The 26,038-nt window shown below is 31.2% G+C and carries 16 protein-coding genes; 6 read left to right on the forward strand and 10 right to left on the reverse strand.

Features of this window, described 5'->3' with window-relative positions:
* The first annotated feature begins 83 nt into the window (after nt 1-83).
* On the forward strand, nt 84-818 hold the full coding sequence (locus tag BVC87_RS14155) for a biotin--[acetyl-CoA-carboxylase] ligase (RefSeq protein ID WP_075343049.1): 735 nt from the start codon (nt 84-86) through the stop codon (nt 816-818).
* Nucleotides 819-820: 2 nt separating this feature from the next.
* Here the strand turns inward: BVC87_RS14155 and BVC87_RS14160 are convergent, their stop codons facing one another.
* Both BVC87_RS14160 and pyrE read right to left on the reverse strand, forming a co-directional pair.
* On the reverse strand, nt 821-1,210 hold the full coding sequence (locus tag BVC87_RS14160) for an orotate phosphoribosyltransferase (RefSeq protein ID WP_075343050.1): 390 nt from the start codon (nt 1,208-1,210) through the stop codon (nt 821-823).
* 28 nt (nt 1,211-1,238) lie between these two features.
* Nucleotides 1,239-1,880 carry an orotate phosphoribosyltransferase gene (pyrE, locus tag BVC87_RS14165; RefSeq protein ID WP_075343051.1) on the reverse strand — a complete coding sequence of 214 codons (642 nt, stop codon included), beginning with the start codon at nt 1,878-1,880 and terminating at the stop codon, nt 1,239-1,241.
* A gap of 7 nt (nt 1,881-1,887) precedes the next feature.
* Here pyrE and BVC87_RS14170 point away from each other — a divergent pair, with 7 nt between their 5' ends.
* The 4 genes from BVC87_RS14170 to BVC87_RS14185 all read left to right on the forward strand — a co-directional run bounded on the left by BVC87_RS14170 (nt 1,888) and on the right by BVC87_RS14185 (nt 6,452).
* Nucleotides 1,888-2,493, forward strand: coding sequence for an NUDIX hydrolase (locus BVC87_RS14170; RefSeq protein WP_075343105.1), 606 nt, complete (start codon nt 1,888-1,890; stop codon nt 2,491-2,493).
* 124 nt (nt 2,494-2,617) lie between these two features.
* The gene (dnaK, locus tag BVC87_RS14175) at nt 2,618-4,522 is read left to right on the forward strand and encodes a molecular chaperone DnaK (protein WP_075343052.1); all 1,905 of its coding nucleotides are present in this window, start codon (nt 2,618-2,620) and stop codon (nt 4,520-4,522) included.
* A 71-nt stretch (nt 4,523-4,593) separates the two neighbouring features.
* Entirely contained in the window at nt 4,594-5,571 is a 978-nt protein-coding gene (locus BVC87_RS14180) for a hypothetical protein (protein ID WP_075343053.1), read from the forward strand.
* A gap of 341 nt (nt 5,572-5,912) precedes the next feature.
* A complete protein-coding gene (locus tag BVC87_RS14185) occupies nt 5,913-6,452 on the forward strand; it encodes a hypothetical protein (RefSeq protein ID WP_075343054.1) in 540 nt (179 codons plus the stop codon).
* Here the strand turns inward: BVC87_RS14185 and BVC87_RS14190 are convergent.
* The 3 genes from BVC87_RS14190 to BVC87_RS14200 form a co-directional block, all read right to left on the reverse strand.
* Nucleotides 6,439-7,554 carry a helix-turn-helix domain-containing protein gene (locus BVC87_RS14190; RefSeq protein ID WP_075343055.1) on the reverse strand — a complete coding sequence of 372 codons (1,116 nt, stop codon included), beginning with the start codon at nt 7,552-7,554 and terminating at the stop codon, nt 6,439-6,441. The genes BVC87_RS14185 and BVC87_RS14190 overlap by 14 nt on opposite strands.
* A gap of 197 nt (nt 7,555-7,751) precedes the next feature.
* Nucleotides 7,752-12,626, reverse strand: a complete 4,875-nt coding sequence (locus tag BVC87_RS23800) for a DUF6443 domain-containing protein (RefSeq protein ID WP_234974672.1) — start codon at nt 12,624-12,626, stop codon at nt 7,752-7,754.
* A 7-nt stretch (nt 12,627-12,633) separates the two neighbouring features.
* Nucleotides 12,634-16,161 (reverse strand): RHS repeat domain-containing protein, encoded by a 3,528-nt coding sequence (locus tag BVC87_RS14200; RefSeq protein ID WP_075343057.1) that lies wholly within the window; start codon nt 16,159-16,161, stop codon nt 12,634-12,636.
* Between the two features lie 302 nt (nt 16,162-16,463).
* On the opposite strand from BVC87_RS14200, the gene BVC87_RS14205 reads away from it, so the two are divergent.
* Complete coding sequence (locus BVC87_RS14205; protein WP_075343058.1) at nt 16,464-16,886, forward strand: secondary thiamine-phosphate synthase enzyme YjbQ; 423 nt, start codon at nt 16,464-16,466, stop codon at nt 16,884-16,886.
* Nucleotides 16,887-16,983: 97 nt separating this feature from the next.
* On the opposite strand, the gene BVC87_RS14210 is transcribed toward BVC87_RS14205, so the two are convergent.
* The 5 genes from BVC87_RS14210 to BVC87_RS14230 form a co-directional block, all read right to left on the reverse strand.
* The gene (locus tag BVC87_RS14210) at nt 16,984-17,736 is read right to left on the reverse strand and encodes a hypothetical protein (RefSeq protein WP_075343059.1); all 753 of its coding nucleotides are present in this window, start codon (nt 17,734-17,736) and stop codon (nt 16,984-16,986) included.
* A 62-nt stretch (nt 17,737-17,798) separates the two neighbouring features.
* Nucleotides 17,799-18,290: a hypothetical protein gene (locus tag BVC87_RS14215; RefSeq protein WP_075343060.1), complete on the reverse strand. Its 492-nt coding sequence runs from the start codon at nt 18,288-18,290 to the stop codon at nt 17,799-17,801.
* Nucleotides 18,287-23,146 (reverse strand): DNA repair ATPase, encoded by a 4,860-nt coding sequence (locus BVC87_RS14220; protein WP_075343061.1) that lies wholly within the window; start codon nt 23,144-23,146, stop codon nt 18,287-18,289. The genes BVC87_RS14215 and BVC87_RS14220 overlap by 4 nt, the downstream gene beginning before the upstream one ends.
* A gap of 309 nt (nt 23,147-23,455) precedes the next feature.
* Nucleotides 23,456-23,746 carry a GIY-YIG nuclease family protein gene (locus BVC87_RS14225; protein WP_075343062.1) on the reverse strand — a complete coding sequence of 97 codons (291 nt, stop codon included), beginning with the start codon at nt 23,744-23,746 and terminating at the stop codon, nt 23,456-23,458.
* Nucleotides 23,747-23,934: 188 nt separating this feature from the next.
* A complete protein-coding gene (locus BVC87_RS14230) occupies nt 23,935-26,028 on the reverse strand; it encodes a flotillin family protein (protein ID WP_075343063.1) in 2,094 nt (697 codons plus the stop codon).
* Nucleotides 26,029-26,038 lie beyond the last annotated feature (10 nt).

A 26,038-nucleotide genomic window follows, 5' to 3' on the forward strand; every position in this document is an offset into this window, starting at 1 on the left:
TAATTTTAGTTTTTAGCAAAGTTATTACTTTTTTGTGACTAATTTGTGTAATATTGAAACGAGTTCACTATTATTAATCGTGTATGAATATAATCAAACTTGATGCCACCGAATCTACTAACTCTTTTTTGAAAGAATTGTCAGTAAATTCTACTATTTCTAGCTACACAGTTGTTGTTGCTAATAAGCAAACTTCAGGTCGTGGTCAAATGAATACTACTTGGGTTTCTGAAGCTAATAAAAACCTCTTATGTAGTGTATACATTACTTTTGATGACTTTCCTATCCATCAACAAGTATATTTAAATTTTGCAATAGCAATAGCAATACACGAGGCTTTATTAACGTTGAAATTGCCAAATTTGGAAATCAAATGGCCAAACGACATTCTGTCAGATAAAAAGAAAATTTGTGGCATTCTTGTAGAAAATATTTTAAAAGGAAACAAAATAATGGCATCGATAGTAGGTATCGGAGTAAATGTTAATCAAGAAAAGTTTCCAGAAGACCTACCCAATGCATCTTCCATTAAAAATTGTGTAGGAAAAGAAGTAGAAATAGATGAAGTTTTAGCACATATCATTGCGCAATTGAAAAATAAAATAGCGCTATTAGAGTCAAAAAAGTATGTTCTTTTGCAAAAAGAGTACGAAAGTATATTACATAAAAAAAACGTACCAAGTATGTTTAAGGATACCGAGAACGTTCTTTTTATGGGTAAAATACTTGGAGTAAATACCATAAACGGTAATCTCCGTATTGAATTAGCTGATGAAACTATTAAAGAGTTTGGACTCAAAGAAGTTTCATTCTTGTAATCTTATAACTTAGCTAAGTTTTCTGTTAAAGCTTCAATAAAATTAGTTAATGGCTTTTTCACCATCATAGCCATCATTGGGTTAAAACTGCTTTCAAATTTTAATTGTGCTTTGCTTTCAGTATCAGAAATAGCTTCAATATCAGCAGCTAATGTAAAAGGTAATTTGCTGCTTGCTGCCCCTAAAGTTACATTAGAAAATTCAGTTTTTTCTTTCATTATTAATCGAATCTCAGGCATACCTTTTAATCCAAAAACAAAAGACTCTCCATCAACTTCAAATTTTTCCTTAGATTCAGGCATCAGTTGCTCAAAGTTTTCTAATTGTGTTAAAAACTCAAATAAATCTTTCTGAGACTTTTTTACTGTAACAACGTTTCCATCAATGTTCATTAGTATGTAATATTTAAATGATCAATATTTATTGTTTCCACTCACTTGGATTTAATCTCCAACTTTCTAGTGTTTGTAATTCTTTTTGTGTGATGTAATTACTTTCTAAAGCTTGCTCTAATAAAACTTCATAATTACTCAGTGTTGTGAAATCTAAACCATAATCATTAAAAGTATCATTGGCAATAGCAAAACCATACGAAAAGATAGCCACCATACCTTTTACAGTAGCATTTGCTTCTTTTAGTGCCTTAATAGCATTTAAACTACTTTTTCCAGTACTTATAAGATCTTCAATTACTACAACATTTTGACCACTTTCTAAGAAACCTTCAATTTGGTTTTTTCTACCATGTTTTTTAGGCTCTGGTCTAACATAAACGAACGGAACACCTAATTCTTGTGCAACTAATACGCCAATTGCAATTGCACCAGTAGCTACTCCAGCAATAACATCTGGTTTTCCATATTTATCTTCAACAAGTTTTGCTATTTGCTCTTTTAAATAAAGTCTAACAGCAGGGTAGGATAACGTAACTCTGTTATCACAATATATTGGAGATTTCCATCCCGAAGCCCAAGTAAAAGGATCGTTAGGACTTAATTTTATTGCTTTAACTTGTAAAAGAAGTTCGGCAGTTTTTTTTGCAGTATCTTTGTTTAAAATCATAGCGCAAATGTATAAAGTTTTTGTGAATGATAGACCTATTATATTTACTTCTTCATTAATACTTGAAGAAGACTTTCCAATGTTAAATTTCAAAGATATAAGTATACCTCATGTTATAAATAAGGTAAAAGCGGGTAATTTAAAGGGCGTTTATTTGTTTTGTGAAGAATTGGAAAAAGATTGGGGATTATTTTGCAGTACTTATAATATTAAAGAAGCGGGTGGAGGATTAGTACTAAATGATAAAAAAGAAATTTTATTCATTTACAGAGCCAGAAAATGGGATTTACCTAAAGGAAGAAAGGCAAATAATGAAGCTATTGAAGAAACTGCAATCAGAGAAGTACAAGAAGAATGTGGAATTTCACAAGTAACTATAGATCGTTTTTTATTGAATACGTATCATATGTTTTATGATAAAGGAACATTACGATTAAAGAAAATTTATTGGTTTTTAATGAAAACCAGTTTTACAGGAGAATTAACCCCACTTTTAGAAGAAGGTATCAAACAAGTTGTTTTTAAAAATCAAGAAGAAACAGAGGTAGCACTTCAAAATACATATGCCAATGTTAAGACTGTTTATCAGACTTATCAGGCTTTAGCATCATAATTACTGTCACACTGTCATTGTTTTTTCTTTTTTTCTGTCAAAAGAATAGAAATTTTTCGTTGGCATAACCTTTGACATTTTCTAGACGTAAAATTTTTGAATAAAATAAATCGATAATAAAGTTATGAGTAAAATTATAGGAATAGATTTAGGTACTACTAACTCATGTGTTTCTGTGATGGAAGGAAATGAGCCAGTTGTAATTCCTAATTCAGAAGGAAAAAGAACTACACCTTCAGTAGTTGCTTTTGTAGAAGGAGGAGAGCGCAAGGTTGGTGATCCTGCAAAACGTCAGGCAGTTACCAATCCAACTAAAACTGTATACTCTATCAAACGTTTCATGGGAAATAAATATTCTGAAAGTTCAAGAGAAGCAGACAGAGTACCTTACGAAGTAGTGAAAGGTGATAACGATACGCCTAGAGTAAAAATTGATGATCGTTTGTATACACCACAAGAAATTTCTGCAATGGTGTTACAAAAAATGAAGAAAACAGCTGAAGATTATTTAGGACAAGATGTTGCTGAAGCTGTTATTACTGTGCCAGCATATTTTAACGATGCTCAGCGTCAAGCTACTAAAGAAGCAGGAGAAATTGCAGGATTAAAAGTTCGTCGTATCATTAACGAACCAACTGCAGCAGCTTTAGCTTATGGATTAGATAAGGCAGATTCAGATAAGAAAATTGTAGTATTTGACTTTGGTGGAGGTACACATGATGTTTCTATTCTAGAATTAGGAGATGGTGTATTTGAAGTGTTAGCTACTGATGGAGATACACACTTAGGAGGAGATGATGTAGATGAAAAAATCATTAATTGGTTAGCAGAAGAGTTTAAAGCAGAAGAAAACATGGATTTACGTCAAGATCCAATGGCTTTACAACGTTTAAAAGAAGCTTCTGAAAAAGCTAAAATAGAATTATCTAGTACTACTTCTACAGAAATTAACTTACCTTATATTACAGCTACGGCTAGTGGACCAAAACACTTAGTGCGTACATTAAGTAGAGCTAAGTTTGAGCAGTTAATTGATGATTTAGTAAAGAGAACTATAGAGCCATGTCAAACTGCATTAAAGAATGCTGATTTATCAACTTCTGATATTGACGAAGTAATTTTAGTAGGAGGTTCTACTCGTATTCCTGCAATTCAAGAAGCGGTTGAAAAATTCTTCGGAAAAGCACCAAGTAAAGGAGTAAATCCTGATGAGGTAGTTTCTTTAGGAGCTGCTATCCAGGGTGGAGTATTAACAGGAGATGTAAAGGATGTATTATTATTAGATGTTACTCCATTATCATTAGGAATTGAAACTATGGGTAATGTATTCACGAAGTTAATCGAAGCGAATACAACTATTCCAACTAAAAAGTCACAGGTATTCTCTACGGCTGCAGATAATCAACCTTCTGTAGATATTCACGTATTACAAGGAGAGAGAGCTATGGCTGCTGACAATAAAACTATTGGACGTTTCCAATTAACAGATATTCCTCCAGCGCCAAGAGGTGTACCTCAAATCGAAGTAACATTTGATATTGATGCAAACGGAATTATTAATGTGTCAGCTGCTGATAAAGCAACTGGTAAGAAACAAGATATTCGTATTGAAGCTTCTTCAGGATTAACAGAAGAAGAAATCCAAAAGATGAAAGCGGATGCTGAAGCTAACGCAGAAGCAGATGCAAAAGCTAAGGAAAGCATTGATAAAATCAATGGAGCTGACTCTATGATTTTCCAAACGGAAAAGCAATTAAAAGAATTTGGTGATAAATTATCAGCTGATAAAAAAGCACCAATTGAGTCTGCTTTAGAGGAGTTAAAGAAAGCTCACGAGAGTAAAGATTTAGCTCAAATAGATGCTGCAATGGAGAAAATTAATGAAGCGTGGAAAGTAGCTTCTGAGGAAATGTATGCAGCACAGCAACAAGCTGGTGGTGCAGGTGGACCTCAAGCTGATGCTGGAGCAAATGCACAAGCAGATAGCGGTGATAATGTTGAAGATGTAGATTTCGAAGAAGTTAAATAAAACATTGAACAAATTTAATTTAAAACGTAACCAAATATTTTTGGTTACGTTTTTTTAATTCTATAAAAATTATGAAAAATAAAATTTTAACAATAAAAAAGATAAGTATTCTAATATTAGCTTTTATAGTAGTTTCTTGTAGTAATGAAGGTGATCCAATTTCAACAAAAAATGAACTTAAAGGTAAACTACTTGTTTTTAAAAGGAATACAGATCCAAATTCTCCAAATATTTTCTCTAAGTTATATGAAGCTAATCCTAAAACTGGTGAAATAGGAAGAGAATTAGGAGGTTATGAAAAGATTCAGGCGAGAATTTACTATGATATCGTGTATTTAAATAATGAGATCTTAACAAAACGAAGTACAGGGGAAGTCATTACCTTCAATTTAGATAATAACGAAACCACAATAAGTGATTTTAATGGAAGTATACATAATTTAACGGTTGTTGATGGCAGGTTATACGGAATGCGTAATAATATTAATTCTGCGGATTTAGTTGAAATAGATAAATCAGGTAACGTTTTGTCAGTCATAGAAAACTTTAAAGAGGTACCTGGTGCACCAGATCTTAATAAAACGGGGTTAGAGAACTTGACTTTTTCTGATGATAAAAAATTATTGGTGATTAGAAGAAGAACTTCGTTCTATTCAGGAGATCCTAACAAATTATTCATTTATAACATTGTAACAAAAGATAAAAGAACAATTAATACGGGAGATTACGAGTCAATCATTTTAGGAAATAACGGTAGACTTTTTGCTCTTAAAAGAGAGTTAGACGCTGCAACTAATAAGATGATTTCTAAAATAGTTGAAGTAAGCTTGAGTACAGGAGAAGAAGTGAAAGATATTTACACATTTTCACAGTCGTTATTTGATTTTAAGGAATTAACTTTTTTCTCAAATTCTAATCAAATTATGGTTGGGTTAGGTTTAGGTTATGGGTTGATAGATGTTAATACAGGAAAGTTATCTTCTGTAGATCTTACTTATGAATACAGACATATAACAGGGTTTAATGCTGTTAGGTATATAGGATTTTAATTAATATAATATCTTAAAATATATCAAAGTCCGGAAAGAGTTAAGTCTTTTCGGATTTTTTATAACAATAACGTGAATCTTGGATAAACTTTTTTGTCAGTTCGAGTGATTTTACAAAGTGCTAACGGTGTAAAATTTTATCGAGAACTAGTGAAATACTTCTCGATAGCTCTACTGAATATTTCGACTATCGCTCAATATAAACTTTAGTCGAAGCACAAAATTATTTTCCATTGTATTATAAATAATTTTACTCGAAGGGACAGGAGTTTCTTTAAGTAAGATTCACGTTAACAATAATAAATATTTTAGGTTTGTTATTTCAATGAAAATATTAGTTGATGGAAAACTTTCGATACAATAAAACCAATTTTTTTAAACATACATATTGCGTATTTGAATATCAAGATCCTGAAGTTTTACAAGAGAAAGATGTACATTTTAAAAGCAAATCAGGAAGTTCTTATGTGTATACAGAGAAAGGAGTGTATCGATATTCAAATCATTGGGGTAGAGTAGCAAATTGTAGATGGAAATTGAACGGAATAGATAAGTATAGAAATCAAAATTATTATGTAGGTTATGCAAATTGGTCAGATTTTTATAGCTTGACTTCAAATGAGAAATTATTTAGTTTAAAAGTCGATTTTTCAACAAAAAGGGTAGAAGTGTATCAACCTGATGAAAACGAAGCCATTCCTTTATTCAGTGTAACTGTTATTTTTAAAAAGAAAAAAGAGGTAGAAGAGGTGTTTAAGAATACCAAATGGATGCAATATTATGATGAAGAAGTAGAAGTACTACAAAAAGAGATTATAACAGAATTGATAAACTCGGATGCAACACTAAAAGAAATTAAGTTAGCGCTTAACCAGAGATAATTTTAGTGCTATATTGATCTTTATACTGCTTAGGAGTCATTCCTGTTTGTTTTTTAAACGTAGTGTAAAATGCAGATTTAGAATTGAAGCCTACTTCTAAACCAATAGAAAGTATACTATACTTATCAAATTCAGGGTTTACAAGTGTTTTTTTTATTTCTTCTACACGATAGGTATTGATATAGCTAGAAAAGTTTTGTCCTGTAACTTTATTAACTACTTGCGATAAATAATTAGGAGAGACTTCCAATAGTAGTGCAATACTATCTAGACTAATATTAGAGTCTTTATATACTTCTTTGGTTTCTACCAATGATTTTAACTTAGTGTAAGTTGGGTTGTTTTCTGATACTGTTTTGTTTTTGGGAGTTGTATTGAAAATCTTTTCTTTAGTAATATCGGTTCGTATTGATATTTCTTTTTCGGAAACTATATTTAATAGATGAAGCCCTTTGTAATCAATCCAAAAAAATAAGAGTGTAATTAGTAATAATAGAGGGTAAAATAAGTATGTTGCATCGGTGCCAGCAAATACCATAAGAGTAAAAGAGAAGAACCATAGCATATATAATCCTAAAGACACTTTAAATAGGTCTCTGAACCATTCTATATTCATTGCTTGTGTATCCTTTTTAAGTTTTTTGAAATGTGAATATGCTTTAATACCTAAAAATAACGTGAAGAAAAGTGCTATATATTCTTCTAAAAGATAAAAAATAGAAGTATCAAATAAGTATTGTTCATAAATATAATAATAGGTTTTGCTAACACATCGTGTTACCAGAGAAATAAAACTTGGAATGAAAAACAAGATAAGTTTATTATTTTTCAAACCTAAACTTCTGATAATATAGAAGTAAAAGAATACAGGGAAAACAAGGTGCCATTTTACAAGAAACCAATCTATGACAGGATATTTTTTGAGTAGTCCAGTATCTAAAAACCAAAAATTCAAGTTGCCTAAGGATAATGCTATAACCGCTAATGCCAAAAATTTATTAGCAACGTTCTTGTAAATGGATGCTGTTAGAATAGGATATCCAAAAGTAATTCCTTGAACTATTCCTGAAAAGATAAGTACATTAAAAAAATTAAGATTCACCCCGCAATGTTTTGTAACGAAGATATTGATTAATGCTACTTATACTAATAAGTGCTTAAAGTTTTAGAAATAATTAACAAGATGTTATTAAAAAACCACACTATTCTAAAAATAATGCGGTTTCTTAAGTTTTGTTTGTTTTAACTTTAGACTATTTGTAAATCAGTGTTGTATGGTTGATCTGTTAATTAAATAGGTCAATCTTTTCTCTTTAACCTACGGGGTAACTTTTTATTCAAACGTTTCATTACTTTATCTGAGTTTTTTCCATTTATAAAAATAGTATAACTGCCCATTTGTGCTCTTGTATTAGGATGGTATAAAGGTAATTCTACATTGGCTTGATTTGAGAATGAAATGCCAGAAGTAGGTTTGGTTCTAATAGGGGAATTTGATAATATTGTAGCAGTACTAGAACCATCAAAAGTTGCTGCCCTATATAAAGGTATGTTATATAGAACTCCAACGCTTTCTCCATCAATATCCATTATAGCTCTACCAGTAATTATACTTTTATATTTAGTATTTGAAAAATAATCTGTAGAAAGGAAGGAAGAAGCTCCTTCTGAGTTTGAATAATCTCTTGCAAATAAATATTGATCAAATCTTTTTTGAGAATTTTTACCTTCTTTAGAGTTTAAATCTAGTTTTAAAACTTCATTTCCTGTAACATTTTTTACTTTTTCTCCAGATATTTTTGTTCCTGATTTTATTTCCGTGTCACTTCGAGTTCCTGTTATAGCTTCAGCATCTTCAATTTCTAATCCATATTGAGAGGCAAGGGTTTTTGCACTATCTCCTTCTTCAGCGGTATAAGTTACTGAACTATCTTCATTCACAGTTGGTACCCATGGGGCCATTCCATCTGGGTCGATAAAATACATAGGATTATTAAAAACGTAATTATATGGAGAATGTGTAGTCATTTCTTCTGCTAATGGATCCAAATTCATCCATCTACCTAAACTAGCGTCATAATTTCTAGCACCGAAATCATGCCATTCAATTCCTAACTCTTCGTTTAATTCTTTTCCATTATATCCAAACTTTTGAGCTAGTGAATTTCCTGCAGGTGATACTAGCGTATGATATCCTTTATGTTTCAAACCAAATGGATAATAATTACTTTCTTCAATTATAGTTAGCTTTCCTTTAGAAAAAGTAACTTCATCTACATAAAAATGGGTAGTTTCATTTGTATAGGTATTGTCTTTATCTATATGCAATGAAATTTTATGTCCTGCTTGTACTGTATATGGAAAAGTATACGATCCAGTTTGTAAATCATAATCTAATCCAGTATATAAAATGTGATTGCCATTGCTATCTCGTTCTCTAACATAGAATCGAACTTTTGCATTTGTATTTCCTTTGTCAAAAGTACATCTAACTGTAAATTTGTCTCCAGGTTGTACGGCAATATCAGATAAGTTATGACGTATGCCTTCCCATTGTCTATTTACAGTAACTTTAACTCTTCCATTATTAATTTCAGTTTCTACATTTCCTTTTAACCATCCTTCCATATGATTAGAAAAACTAGAGGATACTATATTTTGATAATCTCCATCACGATCTGTATAGGATAAACGAACATTCCCTAAATGATCTTTATATTGGTAGATGTAATCCATTTCAACTCCGTTTGATGTAACATTGGGTTTTATATACCCTTCTTCATGGTTGAAGAATTGTAATTTTTCATTTTCATAGATATAATTTCCTGCATAATCAGTTACAACACCGTTTACTTCTTTTCGTTGTTTTACACCTAAAGCATCATAAGTATACACTATATTTTTACCTCCAATAGTCACTTGTTTGGGGAGATTCAAATGATTATAGATGATGTTTGAGATATTTTTATTGCCGTCGGTTTTCATATTACCGTTTACATCGTAGGTGTATTCTTCGTTGCTATTGATACCGTCCTTAAACCCAAAATCATCATTTCCATGATCTAAAACTTTGGTTAGTTTATTTCCTGTATCATAATGGTATACTAGATTGTCCATAACACCAAAAGTACTAGAATCACTATTTAGATGTCCATTTCTTTGAAGTGTTAAAATGTTTCCATTCTTATCATAAGTAATACCCTGTATGTTATAATTAGTAGTTTCTTTACCTGTAGCTCCTGTAATTCTATTGAGTGCATCATAGGTATATGTGTATTCACTTAATACAGGATTATTCGTGGTATTTATACTAGCGGTGTTCCAGCTAGTTTGAGAAATATTTCCATTATATAAAGCTTTCCCAGTAGTAGGGTTGTTATATCTAATCTTAAAGTTGAACAAATCGTTGTCATCTACTGCATCTTCATTAATATTAGTTAACCAACCTCTAATGTTGTATGTATAATCTACTTGTTGAAGATTACCCCCAACTTTTTTACTTTTTAATAGTCCTAGGTCATCATACTCATTACTTACAATAGTTTCTTCTGATTGATTATTGATCTGTTGTTTTTGCGTTAATAGTCTGCCTATATGATCATATGTAAATAAATCAAGGGTTACAATTTCAGCTTGTCCATCTTTTTGATGTGTTGTTTTCTTTTCCAATATTTTCCCAACAAAATCTAATTTATGTTCAATAATATCTGTAGTGTTTAAATACTCATTTTTAGAATATATATAAATTGGGCGCCCTTTCTCATCATAATATGTAACAGTAGTAATCCAGTCATCTGTTTCTAAAACTCTAGTTTTAGATACTGTAGCTAAGCCTTTGGTTTTTGTTGTAGATTGTAGTCCATAGCTTGTTGTTACTGTTGGTTGTAAGTCAGCTGGTAAATCCACATAAGTATCGTAATAATTGATCGTGAAAATTTGCTCAATTGCAGAAAGTGGCAAGGCTACATTCGTATAATACAGTTGTGTATTAGCTATTGTATTTGCTGTTGACCTTTCTTCAGTATTCTTATAAAAAGGATTGTTAGCATGACCTTGAATTGCAGTAACACTTTGCGTATTAGACCATTCTCCAGTATAAATAACTCGTCCAAAATCATCATATTTGGTAAATAACCATCTGGTATTTGCTCTTAAATTTCCATCTTGAGTAATAATAGGTTGATCTAAACGATTGTAAATAATATATTCCCAATCCTTACCGGGTATTTTCTTTCGAGCCAATCTGTTTCTGTAATCATATATATACTGATAGCATAACTCATTCAGTTCACTGTTAGATATTCCATCGGTAGTAACTACTTTAGGAGGTAATACATAAGTAAGATTTCCGAAATCATCATAAACATAATAGGTATCATGGGGTTCGACAGAACTCACACCACTTGTTGCCGAGTTTATTGAGGCATAAGTACGTTTTAGTACCACTTGCCCTTGTTTATTTTTGAATTCTTCTGTAGTGTGTAATTTTGTGTTAGAACCGTCATGATTTTCATCCTTTGTGATAGTTTTAGACAATTCTCCAGCTGGATATGTTCCTGCGTCTACTAATGTTGGTTGATAAACCCTTTCATTTAAGGGAGTAGTAACACGGTATAGTTTTACTTCGGATGCTGTATTTGTTTGATATTCAAATTCGATTTCATGTCCACTACCTAAGCGCCAATCTTGTCCAGGTGCTGCTTGTTGTAACACTCTGTTTAAAGGTGAGTTTTCGAAATGTTTTTCTGAATATGGATTAGGTGAATTAATATTGATATCAGTTTGATAATTATTGATATAATGATTATTCGTGTTTGTAACAGGATTTGATTTTAAAGAAGCATTTCCAATAGCAGTGTATGGTAAATATTCTTTTGTTTGTCTTCCAAACTCATCATATTCAGTATGAGTTACGATATCGTCTCCAGTTGGGCTTTGTTTAATACCAACGTTTTGTTTTGCTCTTCCTAAACCATCAAAATAAGTAATTGATCTAATGATATCTTTATCTTTTGTTTGATTGGTTATACTTGAAGTTGAAATTTGAGGTGTAATCGTATACACATAATTTTCATTACTTAATGCTAAAGGTATAGGACAACCAGTTGCTGAAACTCCTCCGTGAGTTGTAGGACATTGATCGTTGCCATTATCTACATATCCTAAAGGTTGTTCACATGCTTCTTTGGTGTTGTTAGGATCTCCTAAAGTATCATCATCAGTATCAGCATACCAGATTTTTTTGGTACAAGGACATCCAGTTAATGATCCATCACCGTTTTGATCAGGACATTGGTCATCACTATTGCTTACATAGTTGTATGGTTGATTACATGCTTGTTTGGTGTTATTTGGATCGCCTAAGCCATCACCATCAGTATCTGCGTACCAAGTTAACTCTACACATGGACATCCTGTTGAAGATCCGTTGCCATGTTCATTAGGGCACTGATCTCTATTGTTAGCAACATAACCTAGAGGTTGTTCGCAATGTATTTTCGTATTATTTGGATCACCTAAACCGTCTCCATCTATATCTGCAAACCAAGTTCTATTGGCACCTATGGTAACATCAATATAGCTTGAATTTTTACTCCATATACCACTTGCATTTTGAGCTCTAAGATAATACCTGCCTGAACGAGTAACTCTGTAGTTAAAGCTTTGATTAGAGGTACTAGTGCCATTAGGATTAGTTCCTTGCCAATACCATGTAGTATTGAAAGGAGAGAGGGATTTTGTTAACGTAGTACTTTTACAGTCTTGACTTAAAATATAGGGGATTTTCGGAGTAGAAGGGGGAGGTGCAATTGGAGTACTAACATATACATCGTAAGTGATTTCAAATACCTGACTTCTATGATTGATAACATATCGAATAGTCTGTTTGCCAATAGAATTCCATTTAATTTGTACGCTTTTTGTAGTTTGACTTATTATTGTGGCATTGGAAACAAACCATTCAGCAGATTGAATAAATAGTTCTTTGTCTTTAGGGATATTAATTACCTCATATGTGTTTTTTTCATTAATAACTACCTCATTCGAACCTGATATTTGTATTGTATTATCCTTTGTTTTCTCAATTTCTATGATTGATTTTGTTTGAGAAAAAGTACTATTACACACTAAGAATAATAGTATACTTAACATATAAAATATATAATTTTTCATAGCAGTATTAGTTTTTATAGTTGTATTTGTATTCTTCCGTAATATTTCCATTTGCATCTTTAATAGATTGTAGTCGATTAAATTCATCGTACTGATAGTATGTGGTATATTCTCTTGGATCTGTAATACTGGTAATTCCTATTAAAGGATCATAAGTGAATGTAGTAATCATTGCGTTAGGTAAGTTGGTGCGCAATGTTTGCTCTTGAGTTTCTGTAAGAGCAAATGCTCCTGTATGAAAATCAGCTCCAAATCCTGATAATGCTTCTATTTCTGCTCTGGTAGCATTTTCAATTTTTGCTACAGGATATTGTTGATTATAGCCCCAGATATAACTAATATGCATTCCATCATGCTTAGAAACTTCTAAAGGATTACCGTTTAGATCATATTTGTGGTATATAACTCGTGTTTCTATATCTATGCGATGAGCTCCTTTGTCTATTTTTACTTTTTCTGGTGCTATGATGATTGTGTTATTATTGGAAGAACTTCCTTGATGCCACACTTTATAATCTGTTGTTTGCGTACCAACTGGTTTTCCATTTAATACAGATGTTGATGCTATAGGGTTAGCTACCATGTTTTTATCGACCATTTCATCTACATATTGTATCCAATTTGGTTTAAAAAATGATAGCGGATAAAAATAGTGTTGAATTCGAACATCTCCATTAGAATGTGAAGTAGTTTCAGTGCTCAATTGTGTGTTTTCATATGCATAGTTTGAAGTTGATGTTATTGGGTTTTCATCATTACTGTTGAATATTTTCTCTATTTTGTTTTCCAGTGTAACAAAAGTTGATATTTCAGGATATAAGCATTGTGGAAAAAGATGATGTCCTAATAATGTATATTGAATTTGTAAAGGTCCAACAGGAAGAGTTTTATTTACATAGGATATAGGTATACCATACCATAAAACTTCAGAATCAAGAATTTTATATCTAAAATCAGTACTTTTTACAATGCTGAAGTTATCCCCGTTGGATTTAAAAACTTCTTCTTTTTTTAGCTTTCCATTTAAAGGGGAACTTAGACTAGGAAAATTTTCCACATCGTAGTCAGGAGTTCCAATATGAATATCATCTATAATATTGTGATACTCGCATTCTATTTTTCCGTTAATGTTATCATGTGTTCCTATCTGTATTTCTGTCACTTTATCATATCCTAACATTTTTCCGTTGGCAGAAGTAGAAAAAGATCTTTTAGGAGTATTAGTCCTATAGAAAAAATCATTTCTTCTTATTATTGGAATATCATTTTGTGTGGTGTTTTCTAGTTCTATTGCCTTATAATGAAAAACGGGTTTATGTAATAGTTTTCCACTTGTTTGTATTTTTCCTTCACTGTTTAACTTTGTATAGTCATATCGTTTTTTAGAGATAACAGTATTATTAGTATCTCTATCGGTTATTTCTGCTATTCTGACTCCTGGACCATATTCTGAAGTATCTGTATAATCCTTATAATAGAATAAAATATCAGCCTCAGCTATACTGAGTACATTTCCATCAGAAGTGGGTACGTCTATGTTTTCTATATCATTATGTGTGTCTACAGTGTAAGTACCAGGAGGTAGTATGATACTAACATTTCTTGTGCAGAGTTGCTCAGCTTGTACTTGTCCGTTATGCATAATAACCTCACAAATATCGCTGCCTGATGCATCTCCTGTTGAGAAATCCCACTTCTTAAAATAACCTCCATGAATATTATCTCCAGTAATTTTTACGTAAAGATCATTAGGACCAAAAGAACTATTTCTACTAAGTAACGTCCAATCAATAATAACAGTAGTTTCTTCTTCAATTGTAAATGTTATATTTTTTGGGTCGATTTTTAAATTTTCATAGCCTCCACTATAATTAGAAGCAACTTTTTCTTCAAATCTTTTATAGGTATAAGGAACAAAATACTCATTAGCCTCGTATTGAAAACTGGTACTCCCTTTTGTGGGATAGGTTATTTTTTCTAGTAAGCATGCGTTAACAACATTTGGGTTAGGGGTAACATTTGCGCCGTTATATAGTACATCTTTTGGAGATATATCTCTATTATTTAAAATATCATCAATGGTTACATTATTATCTGTTATTAAAAGTTGAGGAATAAATGTGAAGTTTCTTTTACCATTATAATAACCATATTTATCCACGCTATATGACGTTTTAGGAGGTAGCATGGTATTATTATAAGCAAACTCATGAACTTTAGGAGTTGTATTTATAGTATTACCAAGTTCTTTGATGCGATCTAATCGCAATCTTTTTGTATTGAATGTTTGATCAAAAAGAGGGTGGGAAGGTGTGTATCCTATACTAGAAGATGCCGTGAAATAGGAATACTCGAATTCAAATCGTTTAATTAGTTTTGAGCTTCTATTAGAATTAGCGTCTGATGCAGAGGTATATTGATAAATTTCAATGGCTTCTAGTTTTTTAGCTCCAGAACCTTTAATATCTTCTCTAGGGTTTAAGTTGTCATTGACATGAAATAGAACATAACCTTGTGAGAATTCAATTTTACTTAAAACTGATTTTCTAGTTAAAGAGCTTGTTTCTATCGTTTGTATTGATTTACTATCTTGAGGTAAAATGTTAGAGGGATTTCCGGGAATGTATCTGGCAATCTGTTTTACTGAAGTTGTAGAAATAATGTGATCTCCATTATTTGTGTTTTCATAATAAAAATCTACCTTCCTTCCTGTAGGAGATGTAATATTTGTCAAATAATAATTCATTTCAACAATACTACTAGAAGGGGCACCTCCCGCATAAGTATAAAAAGAGCTTAAATCTATACCTTGATGTGCTAAAACTCCAGAATTTTTACCGTAATTATAAATTGCACCATCTGTATTTGTAATTTTAAAAATGGCATCATTGTTATCAACTCTTTCGATTTTTAAAAGATTAATGGATCTATCAACAAGTTCTTTATTATTTCTATTGTATAATTCACCAGCCCCTCCTGGAAAGCTGTAATTAAAATGATCAGCCTGAAAAAGATCTTTATGATGTATCCCATTAACAGGATATTCTTTAAGAAAATAAGGCTCCATATCTTGAATTGGATAATGACTTCCTTGTCTAAAAACATGAGAAATTCCGTATTTTTCAAATACAGCACTAGGACTGGAAGAAATGAAATCATTTGGAAGCTTATTATTGTCTCCCCAAATTTCAAAATAGGTTAAGTTGCTAAACTGATCAGCATTTCCCCTAGGGTCTCTAGAAATCATACCCCCAGGGGTTAGTGACCAGCCTAAACCAACCCAAGTTGCGTCTTCCTGTACTTTAAAACCACCAGCATGGTAATTTAAAGTAATTGGTACTTCTATATCTCCTTCCTTAATAGTATATAAAGGGATTGAAATATTAGGTACTCCTGTGTATTTACTTACAGGGGTATTTCCATATTTCCCTAAAGTAGCAGCTTCTGGTGTTTGAGAAATTATCTGTGGTAATTCCTGTCCATAACTTTTTAGTAGTCCAAGCGCGATGGTGACGCTTAAAATTAGTTTTTTCATAAATTTTGGTTGAAATTAGTAGGTAAAGTTCTTTTTTTTATGAAAGTTGAAGTGCTAAAAGTTCAGCTATATTAAGAATTAAAACTTTTTTTTACTCTCACTTTTTTTGAGAGTAAAAAGCTTACTCTCAAAATAAAAAATGATAAAGTTTTGCACCCTTGATTTTAGGGTGCAATAGAATGAAATTTTAAGTGATTATTGTTTCTTGGAGTATTTTCAAAATAGAATGACAATAACATATCTATTAAGATTTTTAAAAGCTTCTTTTTTTGATTATAATTGATGTCAAGAAGTGATTAAAGATGAAATTTTACCAAAAAGAAATTAGTTTACCTGCTTTCGAGAGAGGTTATCATTTAATAACAGATATGATTGTTGAAGAAATTCCTGAATTAAGACAGGTTAGAGTAGGGCAGTTACAGGTATTTATTAAGCATACTTCGGCAAGTTTAACTATCAATGAAAATGCTGATCCAACTGTGCGTATGGATTTCGAAACACATATTAACAAAATGATTCCTGAAAACATGCCTTATTATAAACATGATGATGAGGGAGCAGACGATATGCCCGCACATATTAAAAGCTCGATGTTAGGTTGTCAAGTTCAAATTCCTATAACCAATGGAAAATTAAACTTAGGAACTTGGCAAGGAATCTATTTAGGTGAACATAGAAATTATGGAGGGCGTCGAAAATTGGTATTGACGCTTTTTGGAAGTTAATTGACTCTATTTAAGAATATATTTTTAATCACGTCATTTGAAGAAGTAATCTGTCAATCTAATAAAGGAAAATCTCGTTTTTAAGACAAAGATTGCTTCATTCATTGTACTTTTTCGCAATGACATTTCTATTTAATACATCTTTTCTTAGTTTCTTGTTTTTCAGCCAAGCCTTTATAATTCGTACAACTGGATATAATAAAGCTAGGCAAACATAAGCACAAAAAGTAAATGTGAAGCCAGAGATAAAATAAATAAGAAGTAGCACAGCAAAAATACAAACAATAAAAATCGAAGTGATACTAGGAGGTGTAATGTTTTCCATGTAGTACAGATCTTTATGATTTAAGTTGTTTCCTTCTATAGAAGTAAATATAAAATTATTACCAAAAACTGGAGGGCTATCAAATAATTGTACATATTCAAATGCAATATATTTAGATGAGCCATTATTTGGAGGATCAAACATACCTGGAACAATCATAATAATTAGTTTGTCGCCTACTTTAGAAATGTATTGAGGATGTCTTGAGGAACTGTTTTTGAGTTCTATTTTCCATTCATCTTCATCTGAATAAATTAAGTGAGAACAATTTACATTACACTGTTTTACAGCTTTTAGAATTCGTTTTACAAGAAACGTTAGCATGAAAGCTATAACCATAAAGATAAAGCCAGGAAGTAGTTGTTTGGAAAATGCCAATACGGTTAAAAACCAAATAATGATGGTTAAAATCAAAAAAATGAAGAATATTTCTCGATAAAAATAACGTGTATTTTTTTTACAAATATCAATAACCTTTTGTTCAATCTCATTTGGTTTTCGAAAAATGTTTTGTCCTGTCAACATGTAAAGAATTTTTTATTTTAAACAGTTTTTAATTTTTAGCAAATCCTTTTTGTAAAACTTTTTTAAAATAATACATAAATCAGATCGACAAGAATAAAAACTCTTCCTATAAACGTTAATACATAAATATAATTTTCAAACCAAAAACTTAGAATAAATACTGTTAAAATTATAAAAGGAATGTTAAAACCGTATAGTTTTCTAAAAGTATTGTTTTCTGTTTTTTGAGTTTTGACAGCTTTGTAATTATTGATTTCATTAAAAATCGGAGATAATATATACGCTATTTGGCCTCCTTCTTTAATTGAATATAGGAAACCTCTCGAGCAATAAAACGAGTATTTATTCATAATAATTTGATAAGAATATCTCGAATTATTTTTAGAGTTGTAAGTCCTGTCATAAGGATTCTCAATATCTTTTTCTATTTTCTTACTTATAACATTATCATAGTAAGTTTTTCCTTTTACCGAATAATCATAAATTATTGTTAGAGCAATAAGTATAAAAAAGCAATTGATTTTCAATTGCTTTTTAGGATCTTCTATGATCATAATTTATTTTCTAATCCTTTCTGCAAAGCCTCCTTAATTCCCTCTAAATTCTCAGAGAAAGCCATCATCTGACTTAAAATTTGAGCCATTTCATTTTTATCACCGAAACCTTTTAGCTTATTGTTTTTTAAGAAGATTTCTTTAATGCTTGTCCATCTTGTTAATTCTTCATTAGAAAGTTGATCAATCAACTCTTTATACTTTAAAAGGTTTCCTTCTGCAGCAGAGGTAAGGGTTTGTGACTCACTTTCATAATGTGATAATAGCAAACGTTGTAACTCACTATCGTTCATAATTGGAACTACTTTGGCAACCAACTTGTTCATATCACGATACGAACCTTGTAATTTAAAAGAAGGTTCTGTTCTGTACTGATCTTCCATGGCAGCCGATTGAATATATGCCTGATTCACCTTTAAAATGGTGTCTCTAACTGTAATTACTTTTTCTAAAACAGAAGTGTAATCCTGAATTTCTTGTTTGGTATGATTTCCTTTTAAATCAACATCAGCGGTATTATTTTCCACTTTATCAATCAAAGCATACACATCTTCGAAATATTTACTACTCAATTGGTGTAAAACAGGATTTGATGTTAATGAGTTTTCTATTAAACTCAGTTTGAATAAATGCGCTGTGTCTCCAATAATATCTCCTAAATTGTAAATATCAGCACGGTTGGCTAGCATATCAGGAATTTGAAAACGATCTCCACTTTCTGTATATGGGTTACCAGCCATAATTACACAGAATTTCTTTCCACGTAAATCATACGTTTTTGATTTTCCGTTAAAAACTCCTTCAATTTTACGTGTACCATCAGAAAGTGAAATAAACTTCTGTAAAAACTCAGGATTACAGTGTTGGATATCGTCTAAATATAACATCACATTATCACCCATTTCAAAAGCTAAATTCAATTTTTTTAACTCTTCTCTAGATGCAGAATTGTTAGCAGACATTGGATCAACAGAAGTTACCTCATGTCCAATAGCTGGACCGTTAATTTTCATAAATACTAAACCTAAACGATTCGATATGTATTCCATTAACGTAGTTTTACCATAACCAGGAGGAGAAATTAATAATAACATACCCATTCTATCGGTACGTTTATTGTCGCCAACTGTTCCTAATTGTTTCGCTAAGTTATCTCCAATTAAAGGGAAGTATACTTGATCAATTAATTTATTTCTTACAAAAGATGATAATACTCTTGGCTTAAATTCTTCTAACTTTAAATCTTCTTTTAATTGCTCAGTAACTTCTTGTTTGGCTTCTTTATATCTGATAAAATTCGGAACTTCTTTAGTAGTAAATTGCGCTAATTTTGAAATGAAATCATGATAATTAAAAACAAAAGTTCCTTCAGTAATTGTACTGTGATCTCCTCTTAAACCTTTTATTTCTTCTATCGGGTGAACTGCTTTAACTTCAGAAGTTGATTCGTGTTCAAACAGTAGAATAGCAACAATTTCATTGATATAGTTTTGTTTCGAACTTTCTGCTGAAGACAAGAACGAACTTACCCATTGTTTTGTTAAATGAATTTTATCGGTGTATTCATTTGATTTATCAATTCCGTTTCTGAATTTATGATAAGCATCTTGTTTCTTTAAGGTTTTTACAAACTCATCTTTTAAACCAAACGCATCTGTACTGATTTGGAACGAATTATTTTGTTTCAATTCCTCAAAAAGATAATTAGCAATTGGTTCACTTTCTGATTCAGAAAACAATTTACTTTGCTGAGCAAATTCAGTAATTTTAGTACTTAAATTTTCAATGATAAAAGCAAATGAGTCACTGTTTGGAAAAACACTTAGTACTTCACCAGAAGCTTTAATATTAGTGTTTAATAAAGTCTGAGCTTCCTCAGAAAGAGAATTCCAAAAGTATTGTGCGTAAGCTCTGGTATTGGGAGAATAAGTGAGTAGTCCTAATTCATGATGTTTATGAACTAATGTGTGTAAAATTTGACTAGCATCGGTATCATGAACTCCTTTTACATAACCTTCAGAATATAAATTACTACTTTCTTGTTGAACAACAGTTAATAATTCTTCTTGTGTTTTAGTAATTAATTCAGTTTCTGGAATGTTTTTGAAAATCTTGTACGCTAAATAAGCGGCACGATATATTTCGTTGTTTTCAGAAACTAATTCTTGATTCCAATATTTTTTAGATTGTACTAAAATATCGTTTTCAATAGTATCGTAAAAATCAGTACCTGTTAAGTGATAATATAATTCTTCGTTTTTATATACAATCGTTAAATCTAAAACTTGTTTGTTAACTCCGAATTTATGTTTACCAAGTTTGATGATGTTTTCACCATCTTCGTATAACTCTTGTTTGTCTTTAAGTTTACGAAGTGCATCTTCTTTTGCAACTTTTAATTTCGTTTCGATAGCTTCTGCTTTTCCGGCGTCGTCTAACTCACGTAGCTGATTAATAATGTCTCTAACTTTATTAATCATTAAATCTGCAGCAAAATATCCATTGATATCTTCAATGGTATCGAAGCTTTGCGCTTTTTTCTCAACACCTTTTAAAATACGTTCAGAAGCAGTTTGTAACGCCACAGCTTTCTTGTTACGTTTTTCAATAAGGTTGTTTTTACGCGTATCGAAAGCGGCATGAATTTCTTCACGTTTTTCTATAATCTGTGTAATAAACTCTTCAAAATCGGCAAACTTACCTTCTAATTCTTCAAGCTGAATGGCAGTTTTTGTTAAAAACTCATCACATTTTTCTGGCGTAGTTGCCATGTCTATATAATTGATAATACTTTGATCAATTAATTTTAACTGTGCAACAAAATCAGCTTTAGCTTCAGAACTTCCTAAGCTTTTGATACTGTTTTTAATTCCTGCTTTTAACTGATTAAGAGTCGCAAAAATTAAAGAGATATTATCTATAATTTTTGTGGATTGCGAAGTATCTTCTATTTCAAGATTAGAAACAATATCAATCAGCATTTCTAAATCAGCAGTAATTTGATTGACTTCTTTTTCTAAAGCTTTCGCTTCAACTACTTTCTTAATTTCGGGTAACGAAGTTTCTTTTTTAGCTACACGTTTATGATACGGAGCTAATGCTTTATCGTTCAATAAAAATTGTACACAACGTTTAGAAATTAAGGTGTTTTGCTCAGCAACTTGTGTTTCTAAAGCATCTAAATTTTCCTTTTGGATATAACGAACATCATGTAAGCTAATAACCTCACCGCGTAATGTCCGTAATTGACTTAGCAATCCAACAAAATCATCAATAGATTTAAATGAAGTACTCTTTATTTTACTAAAAAGTTCATCTGATTTTGTATTGATTGCTGCAGTAGCTTTTTCAGCTTGCTTTTTTAATTGAACTACTTTTTCAAATTCTTCAATGGCAGCATTTGCAGCTTCATTGATTTGAAGAATAGGCTCGTTTAATTGATGGGTATCTGCTTCTGGTAACCAATAATACGTATCGTTAATATCTTTTGATATTTTAGCGATATCATTATATAAACCAGTATAATTATCTTCTTTATTTAACAGGTTGATTAATTCGTGGCATTCAGCCATGGCACGAACAATATCTTTATTTCCAATTTTGAACAGTAAACTATCTGTATGTTGCGAAGGCATAAAATCTCCTTTTAAATACGGAGTTTGCCAAATTTGAACTACATGATGTTTGGTTTGTTCATTTTCAGTTTTAAAATAACATAATTCACCGTTTTCAAGTAAGGTAAATCCGTTACAAATAATTGGAGTTTTAACTTCTTGCTCAATAATGTTATACGACATCAATACGTATAATCCACGGATTGTTGCGTAAAAAACATACAAGAAATCTTCACCGTTTGGTGAACTTACTTTCTTTTGAAATTTTACCTCTTTTACATCACTTTCGAATATTTTATATTCTCCAGTTTGTAAATAATATCCGTTAGGGAAAATAATACCATGTCCGTCTGGTAATTGAACAGCTGTATCTTTAATGCTTTCGATACGTTGTACTTCTTGTAGTTTATGATTATATACGAAGTAACGCGGATCTTCCTGAAAAGGTTTGATTTCTAAAGTGATTAAGTTTCCTAAATCACCATAACGAAATTGACCATCGTCCAAGGTTTGATCTATATGTTCAACAGGCTCAGAAAGAATTCCTTTTCCGTCGTCTGTATTGTCTTCAATTTTTATAGTTAAATCACCCCCAATGGTTTCTACAAAAACCTTGTCAAGAATAGAAATATGTGAATGCGTTCCGTATCGGTGCATATCACGAGTTACTTCTTGCCATTTAAATTCGTGCTGCCTAGGGAATTTATATTCATGTTCGCTACGATTATCTACGTACTGAAGTTGATTCTCGTTGATTAACCATTTAAAGGTTTTAATATCACTTGTATTTTCGCTTAATTGGAAAACCATATGGAGGTAGTTTCCAATCACAGCGAATTTTGAGAAAATCGTATTTCTATAGTATTTATACAAGTTAGTAAAATCGTTGATGAAAATATCATCATTGATTAAATCTAAAGATTGAATATGGAAATGATTTTCCTTAAACTCGTAAATACTAAATACATCTGAAAGTTTGATATCTGTACGTAGTCCAAAATGTACGTTATATCCAAAGATTGATGTGTTTCCAAAAGAAACAATATCTCTGGCAATACAATTATTTTCAGTGTTTATTCTATCGTTAGCAATTAATTTGGTTTCTATGTTTCCAAAAACATGTTTCCTTGCATCATTTAGCTTATGTAATCGTTCTTGTAGCTCTTGCTTTTGTTTTTGCAATCTACCTTGAATAATTTCATATGTTCCTCCGTCTAGTTGTTGATTGTTTTGGTTTTCCATGTATTTTTTTGTGTCAATTCTTAGTTGTCTCTTCGAGTGAAATTACGTGAAATGCAATGGAACATAATTTTGTATCGAGAAGTTATTGTTGTTGAAACTGTTCTCGATACGATTTTTACTCCGTCGCTCTTCGCAAAATCACTTGAACTGACATTCTTATTTTGAACTTTATTGTCACTTCGAGTGAAATTATTCGAATGAAAAGGAGAATAATTTAGTATCGAGAAGTTTTTATTTAGGAATTATTCTCGATACGATTTTTACTCCGTTATCACTTCATAAAAAATCACTCGAACTGACATTAAGACTTTAATCAAATTTCTTCTTAGCTAAATTAGGAAGTAATTCATATTGATTATTTATCAAAGCTTCTTTTTTAGCTTTTGACCATTTTTTAATTTGTTTTTCTTTTTCTATTGCTATTTCAATATTCGTGAATTCACAATAAAAAACTAACGCTATAGGTCTTCTAAAATATGTATAACTACCTTTATGCAACCCTTTGGAATGTTCTAAAAGTCTTTTGTCTAAATTTGAAGTTATTCCAGTATAGTATGTTTTATCAGAACATTGTAAAATATAAACATAATACACTTTCATAACTTTTTGAACTTTATTGTCACTTCGAGCGAAATTATTTGAATGGAATAAAGGATAGTTTTTCGAGAAGTTTTCGTTATCGGAATTGTTCTCGATACAATTTTATCTCGTTATCACTCTATAAAATCACTCGAACTGACATATTAGTTATTGTTATATTATCAAATTTTCAAATTGATACATTGAAATTAAGACAATTTCTTATCTGATAAACCTAATCCTTTAGCTAGGTTGAAAAGATTACTGAATAATCCTTCTTCATCTGATGTGTTAGCTCTGTCTTTTAAATCTAGTAAAAGATTAGCTACAGTTAAGTTTTTGATGTCTTCAGAAGAGATTCCATATTTATTAGCAAAATCCTTTACTTTTTCTAGTAAGTTTCCTTTAACATCATCGCTACCTAAAATAGCATCTTTTACATCTTGAATATTATCACTGTGTTGCACTAATCTATCGATTCCTTTAGCTTTAGTAATCTGTCCGATAATTTGATCGAAGAACATCGTTTCTCCACCAACAATATCAATATTTGCAGCTCTTAATGCATCACCAATAACTTGAGCTTGCGCATCTGCGATATCTTTTTGGATTTGAATTTGAGCTAAGTCTACTTGTAATTCTTTCTCTAAACGTAACTTGAACTCTTCATGCTCTTTTCCAACCCCATCTAATTTCTTCATTGCTTCAGCTTTTTCTTCGATCCCAGCAGCATCTGCAATTGCTTTTTCTTTAATTACTTGTGCTTCAGCTAAACCTTCTTCTTTAATAGCCTCAGCTTTTGCTAAAATACCAGAAGCTTCTGCTTTAGCTTTCTTTTCAATAATGTTAGCTTCTACTAAACCTTGACGCTCATTAGCATCTGCTTTAGCATGCATCACTTGTGCTTCAGACATACCAATTGTAGCTTCTTCTTTCGCTTTTGCTTCTGCTAATGTTTTACGAGCTTCTGCTTCTTTTTCACTAGCTTCTTTTTGAGCTTGTGCTTCAATGTTAATTTCTTCTGCTTTTTGTTTAGCAGCTTCTTTCTCAGCTTCTGCTTGCTTAATTCTCTTGATTAAAGATTCTTCTGCTTCAGCTTCCGCAATTGTAATTTTAACTTGTTTCTCACGATCTGCAGTTTTGAAAGCTTCAATATCTTTCATATTTTCTTGCTCTTCAACCACACCTTTCTCTAACATTACGCGATCACGAATCACATCTTGAATGTTTTTCTTTTCTACTTCAACAACTTTCTCTTTTTCAATTTGTGCTAAAGTTACAATACGCTCTCTTTCTGTAGCTTCTAACATTCTGTCTTTTTCTACTCTTTCCGCTTCTACAGCATCTGTACGTAATTTATTCTTTTCAGCAACAATAACCTGACGTTGTTTGTTTTCTTCAGCTACTTGTAATTTCTCTTCGGTTGCAATTCTTGCACTTTCAGATTTTAAACGCTCTTCTTCTGCAACTTTTAACGTTTCTGCTTCCTCACGAGCTTTAATATTTGCAATTTCACGTTTTTGTTGTTCTTCTTTTTCAGCTAATTGTTTGTCTAATTCTAAAATAGCTTCACGAGCTTCAACATCTTGTTTACGAATTACTTTTTCTTCATCTCTCTTAATTAAATTAGATTTGATGTTTTGCGTAGCTGTTAATTCAGTAATTTTCTTAATACCTTCTGCATCTAGAATATTATCTGCTTTTAGATGTTGAACTGAAGTTTGTTCTAAGTAGTCAATTGCACAATCTTCTAAAGTATATCCATTTAAGTCTCTACCGATTTCATTAATAATTTCATCTCTGAATTCACTGCGAGATTCATACAATTGAACAAAATCGAATTTCTTTCCTACTGTTTTTAGAGCTTCAGAAAATTTTGCTTCAAATAATTCTTCTAAAGTTTCAATATATGAAGCTCTTTCACATCCAATGGTTTGTGCTACTTCTATAATAGCTTCTTTAGATTTGTTAACACGTACGAAGAAGGCAACTTTAATATCCGCACGCATATTATCTTTACAGATTAAACCATCAGTTTGTAAACGTTGGATTTCAATTTTCTTTACAGAAATATCCATAATTTCTACTTTATGTAGAACAGGAATAACATACATTCCCTTATCAAAAGCAACAGCAGTACCTCCAAATCCGGTTTTAACTAAAGCTTCTCCTTGAGGAATTTTTCGATAAAATAGAGCAATAAATATGACAAATAATAGTATTAGAGAAACTATTCCTCCGACTACTGTCCATACAATATTTGAAACGTCAATTTGTGAAAAAAATAATAGGCTTGTGTTCATAGTTGATTTT

The organism is Tenacibaculum agarivorans, from assembly GCF_001936575.1.
GTDB classification, from domain to species: domain Bacteria; phylum Bacteroidota; class Bacteroidia; order Flavobacteriales; family Flavobacteriaceae; genus Polaribacter; species Polaribacter agarivorans.

Coding starts and splice junctions, on each gene's coding strand:
- dnaK (WP_075343052.1), top strand. CDS start 2,618: ATGAGTAAAATTATAGGAATAGATTTAGGTACTACTAACTCATGTGTT.
- BVC87_RS14170 (WP_075343105.1), top strand. CDS start 1,888: ATGTATAAAGTTTTTGTGAATGATAGACCTATTATATTTACTTCTTCA.
- BVC87_RS14230 (WP_075343063.1), bottom strand. CDS start 26,028: ATGAACACAAGCCTATTATTTTTTTCACAAATTGACGTTTCAAATATT.
- pyrE (WP_075343051.1), bottom strand. CDS start 1,880: ATGATTTTAAACAAAGATACTGCAAAAAAAACTGCCGAACTTCTTTTA.
- BVC87_RS14210 (WP_075343059.1), bottom strand. CDS start 17,736: ATGTTGACAGGACAAAACATTTTTCGAAAACCAAATGAGATTGAACAA.
- BVC87_RS14155 (WP_075343049.1), top strand. CDS start 84: ATGAATATAATCAAACTTGATGCCACCGAATCTACTAACTCTTTTTTG.
- BVC87_RS14185 (WP_075343054.1), top strand. CDS start 5,913: ATGGAAAACTTTCGATACAATAAAACCAATTTTTTTAAACATACATAT.
- BVC87_RS14220 (WP_075343061.1), bottom strand. CDS start 23,146: ATGGAAAACCAAAACAATCAACAACTAGACGGAGGAACATATGAAATT.
- BVC87_RS14200 (WP_075343057.1), bottom strand. CDS start 16,161: ATGAAAAAACTAATTTTAAGCGTCACCATCGCGCTTGGACTACTAAAA.
- BVC87_RS14225 (WP_075343062.1), bottom strand. CDS start 23,746: ATGAAAGTGTATTATGTTTATATTTTACAATGTTCTGATAAAACATAC.
- BVC87_RS14215 (WP_075343060.1), bottom strand. CDS start 18,290: ATGATCATAGAAGATCCTAAAAAGCAATTGAAAATCAATTGCTTTTTT.
- BVC87_RS14205 (WP_075343058.1), top strand. CDS start 16,464: ATGAAATTTTACCAAAAAGAAATTAGTTTACCTGCTTTCGAGAGAGGT.
- BVC87_RS14160 (WP_075343050.1), bottom strand. CDS start 1,210: ATGAACATTGATGGAAACGTTGTTACAGTAAAAAAGTCTCAGAAAGAT.
- BVC87_RS23800 (WP_234974672.1), bottom strand. CDS start 12,626: ATGAAAAATTATATATTTTATATGTTAAGTATACTATTATTCTTAGTG.
- BVC87_RS14180 (WP_075343053.1), top strand. CDS start 4,594: ATGAAAAATAAAATTTTAACAATAAAAAAGATAAGTATTCTAATATTA.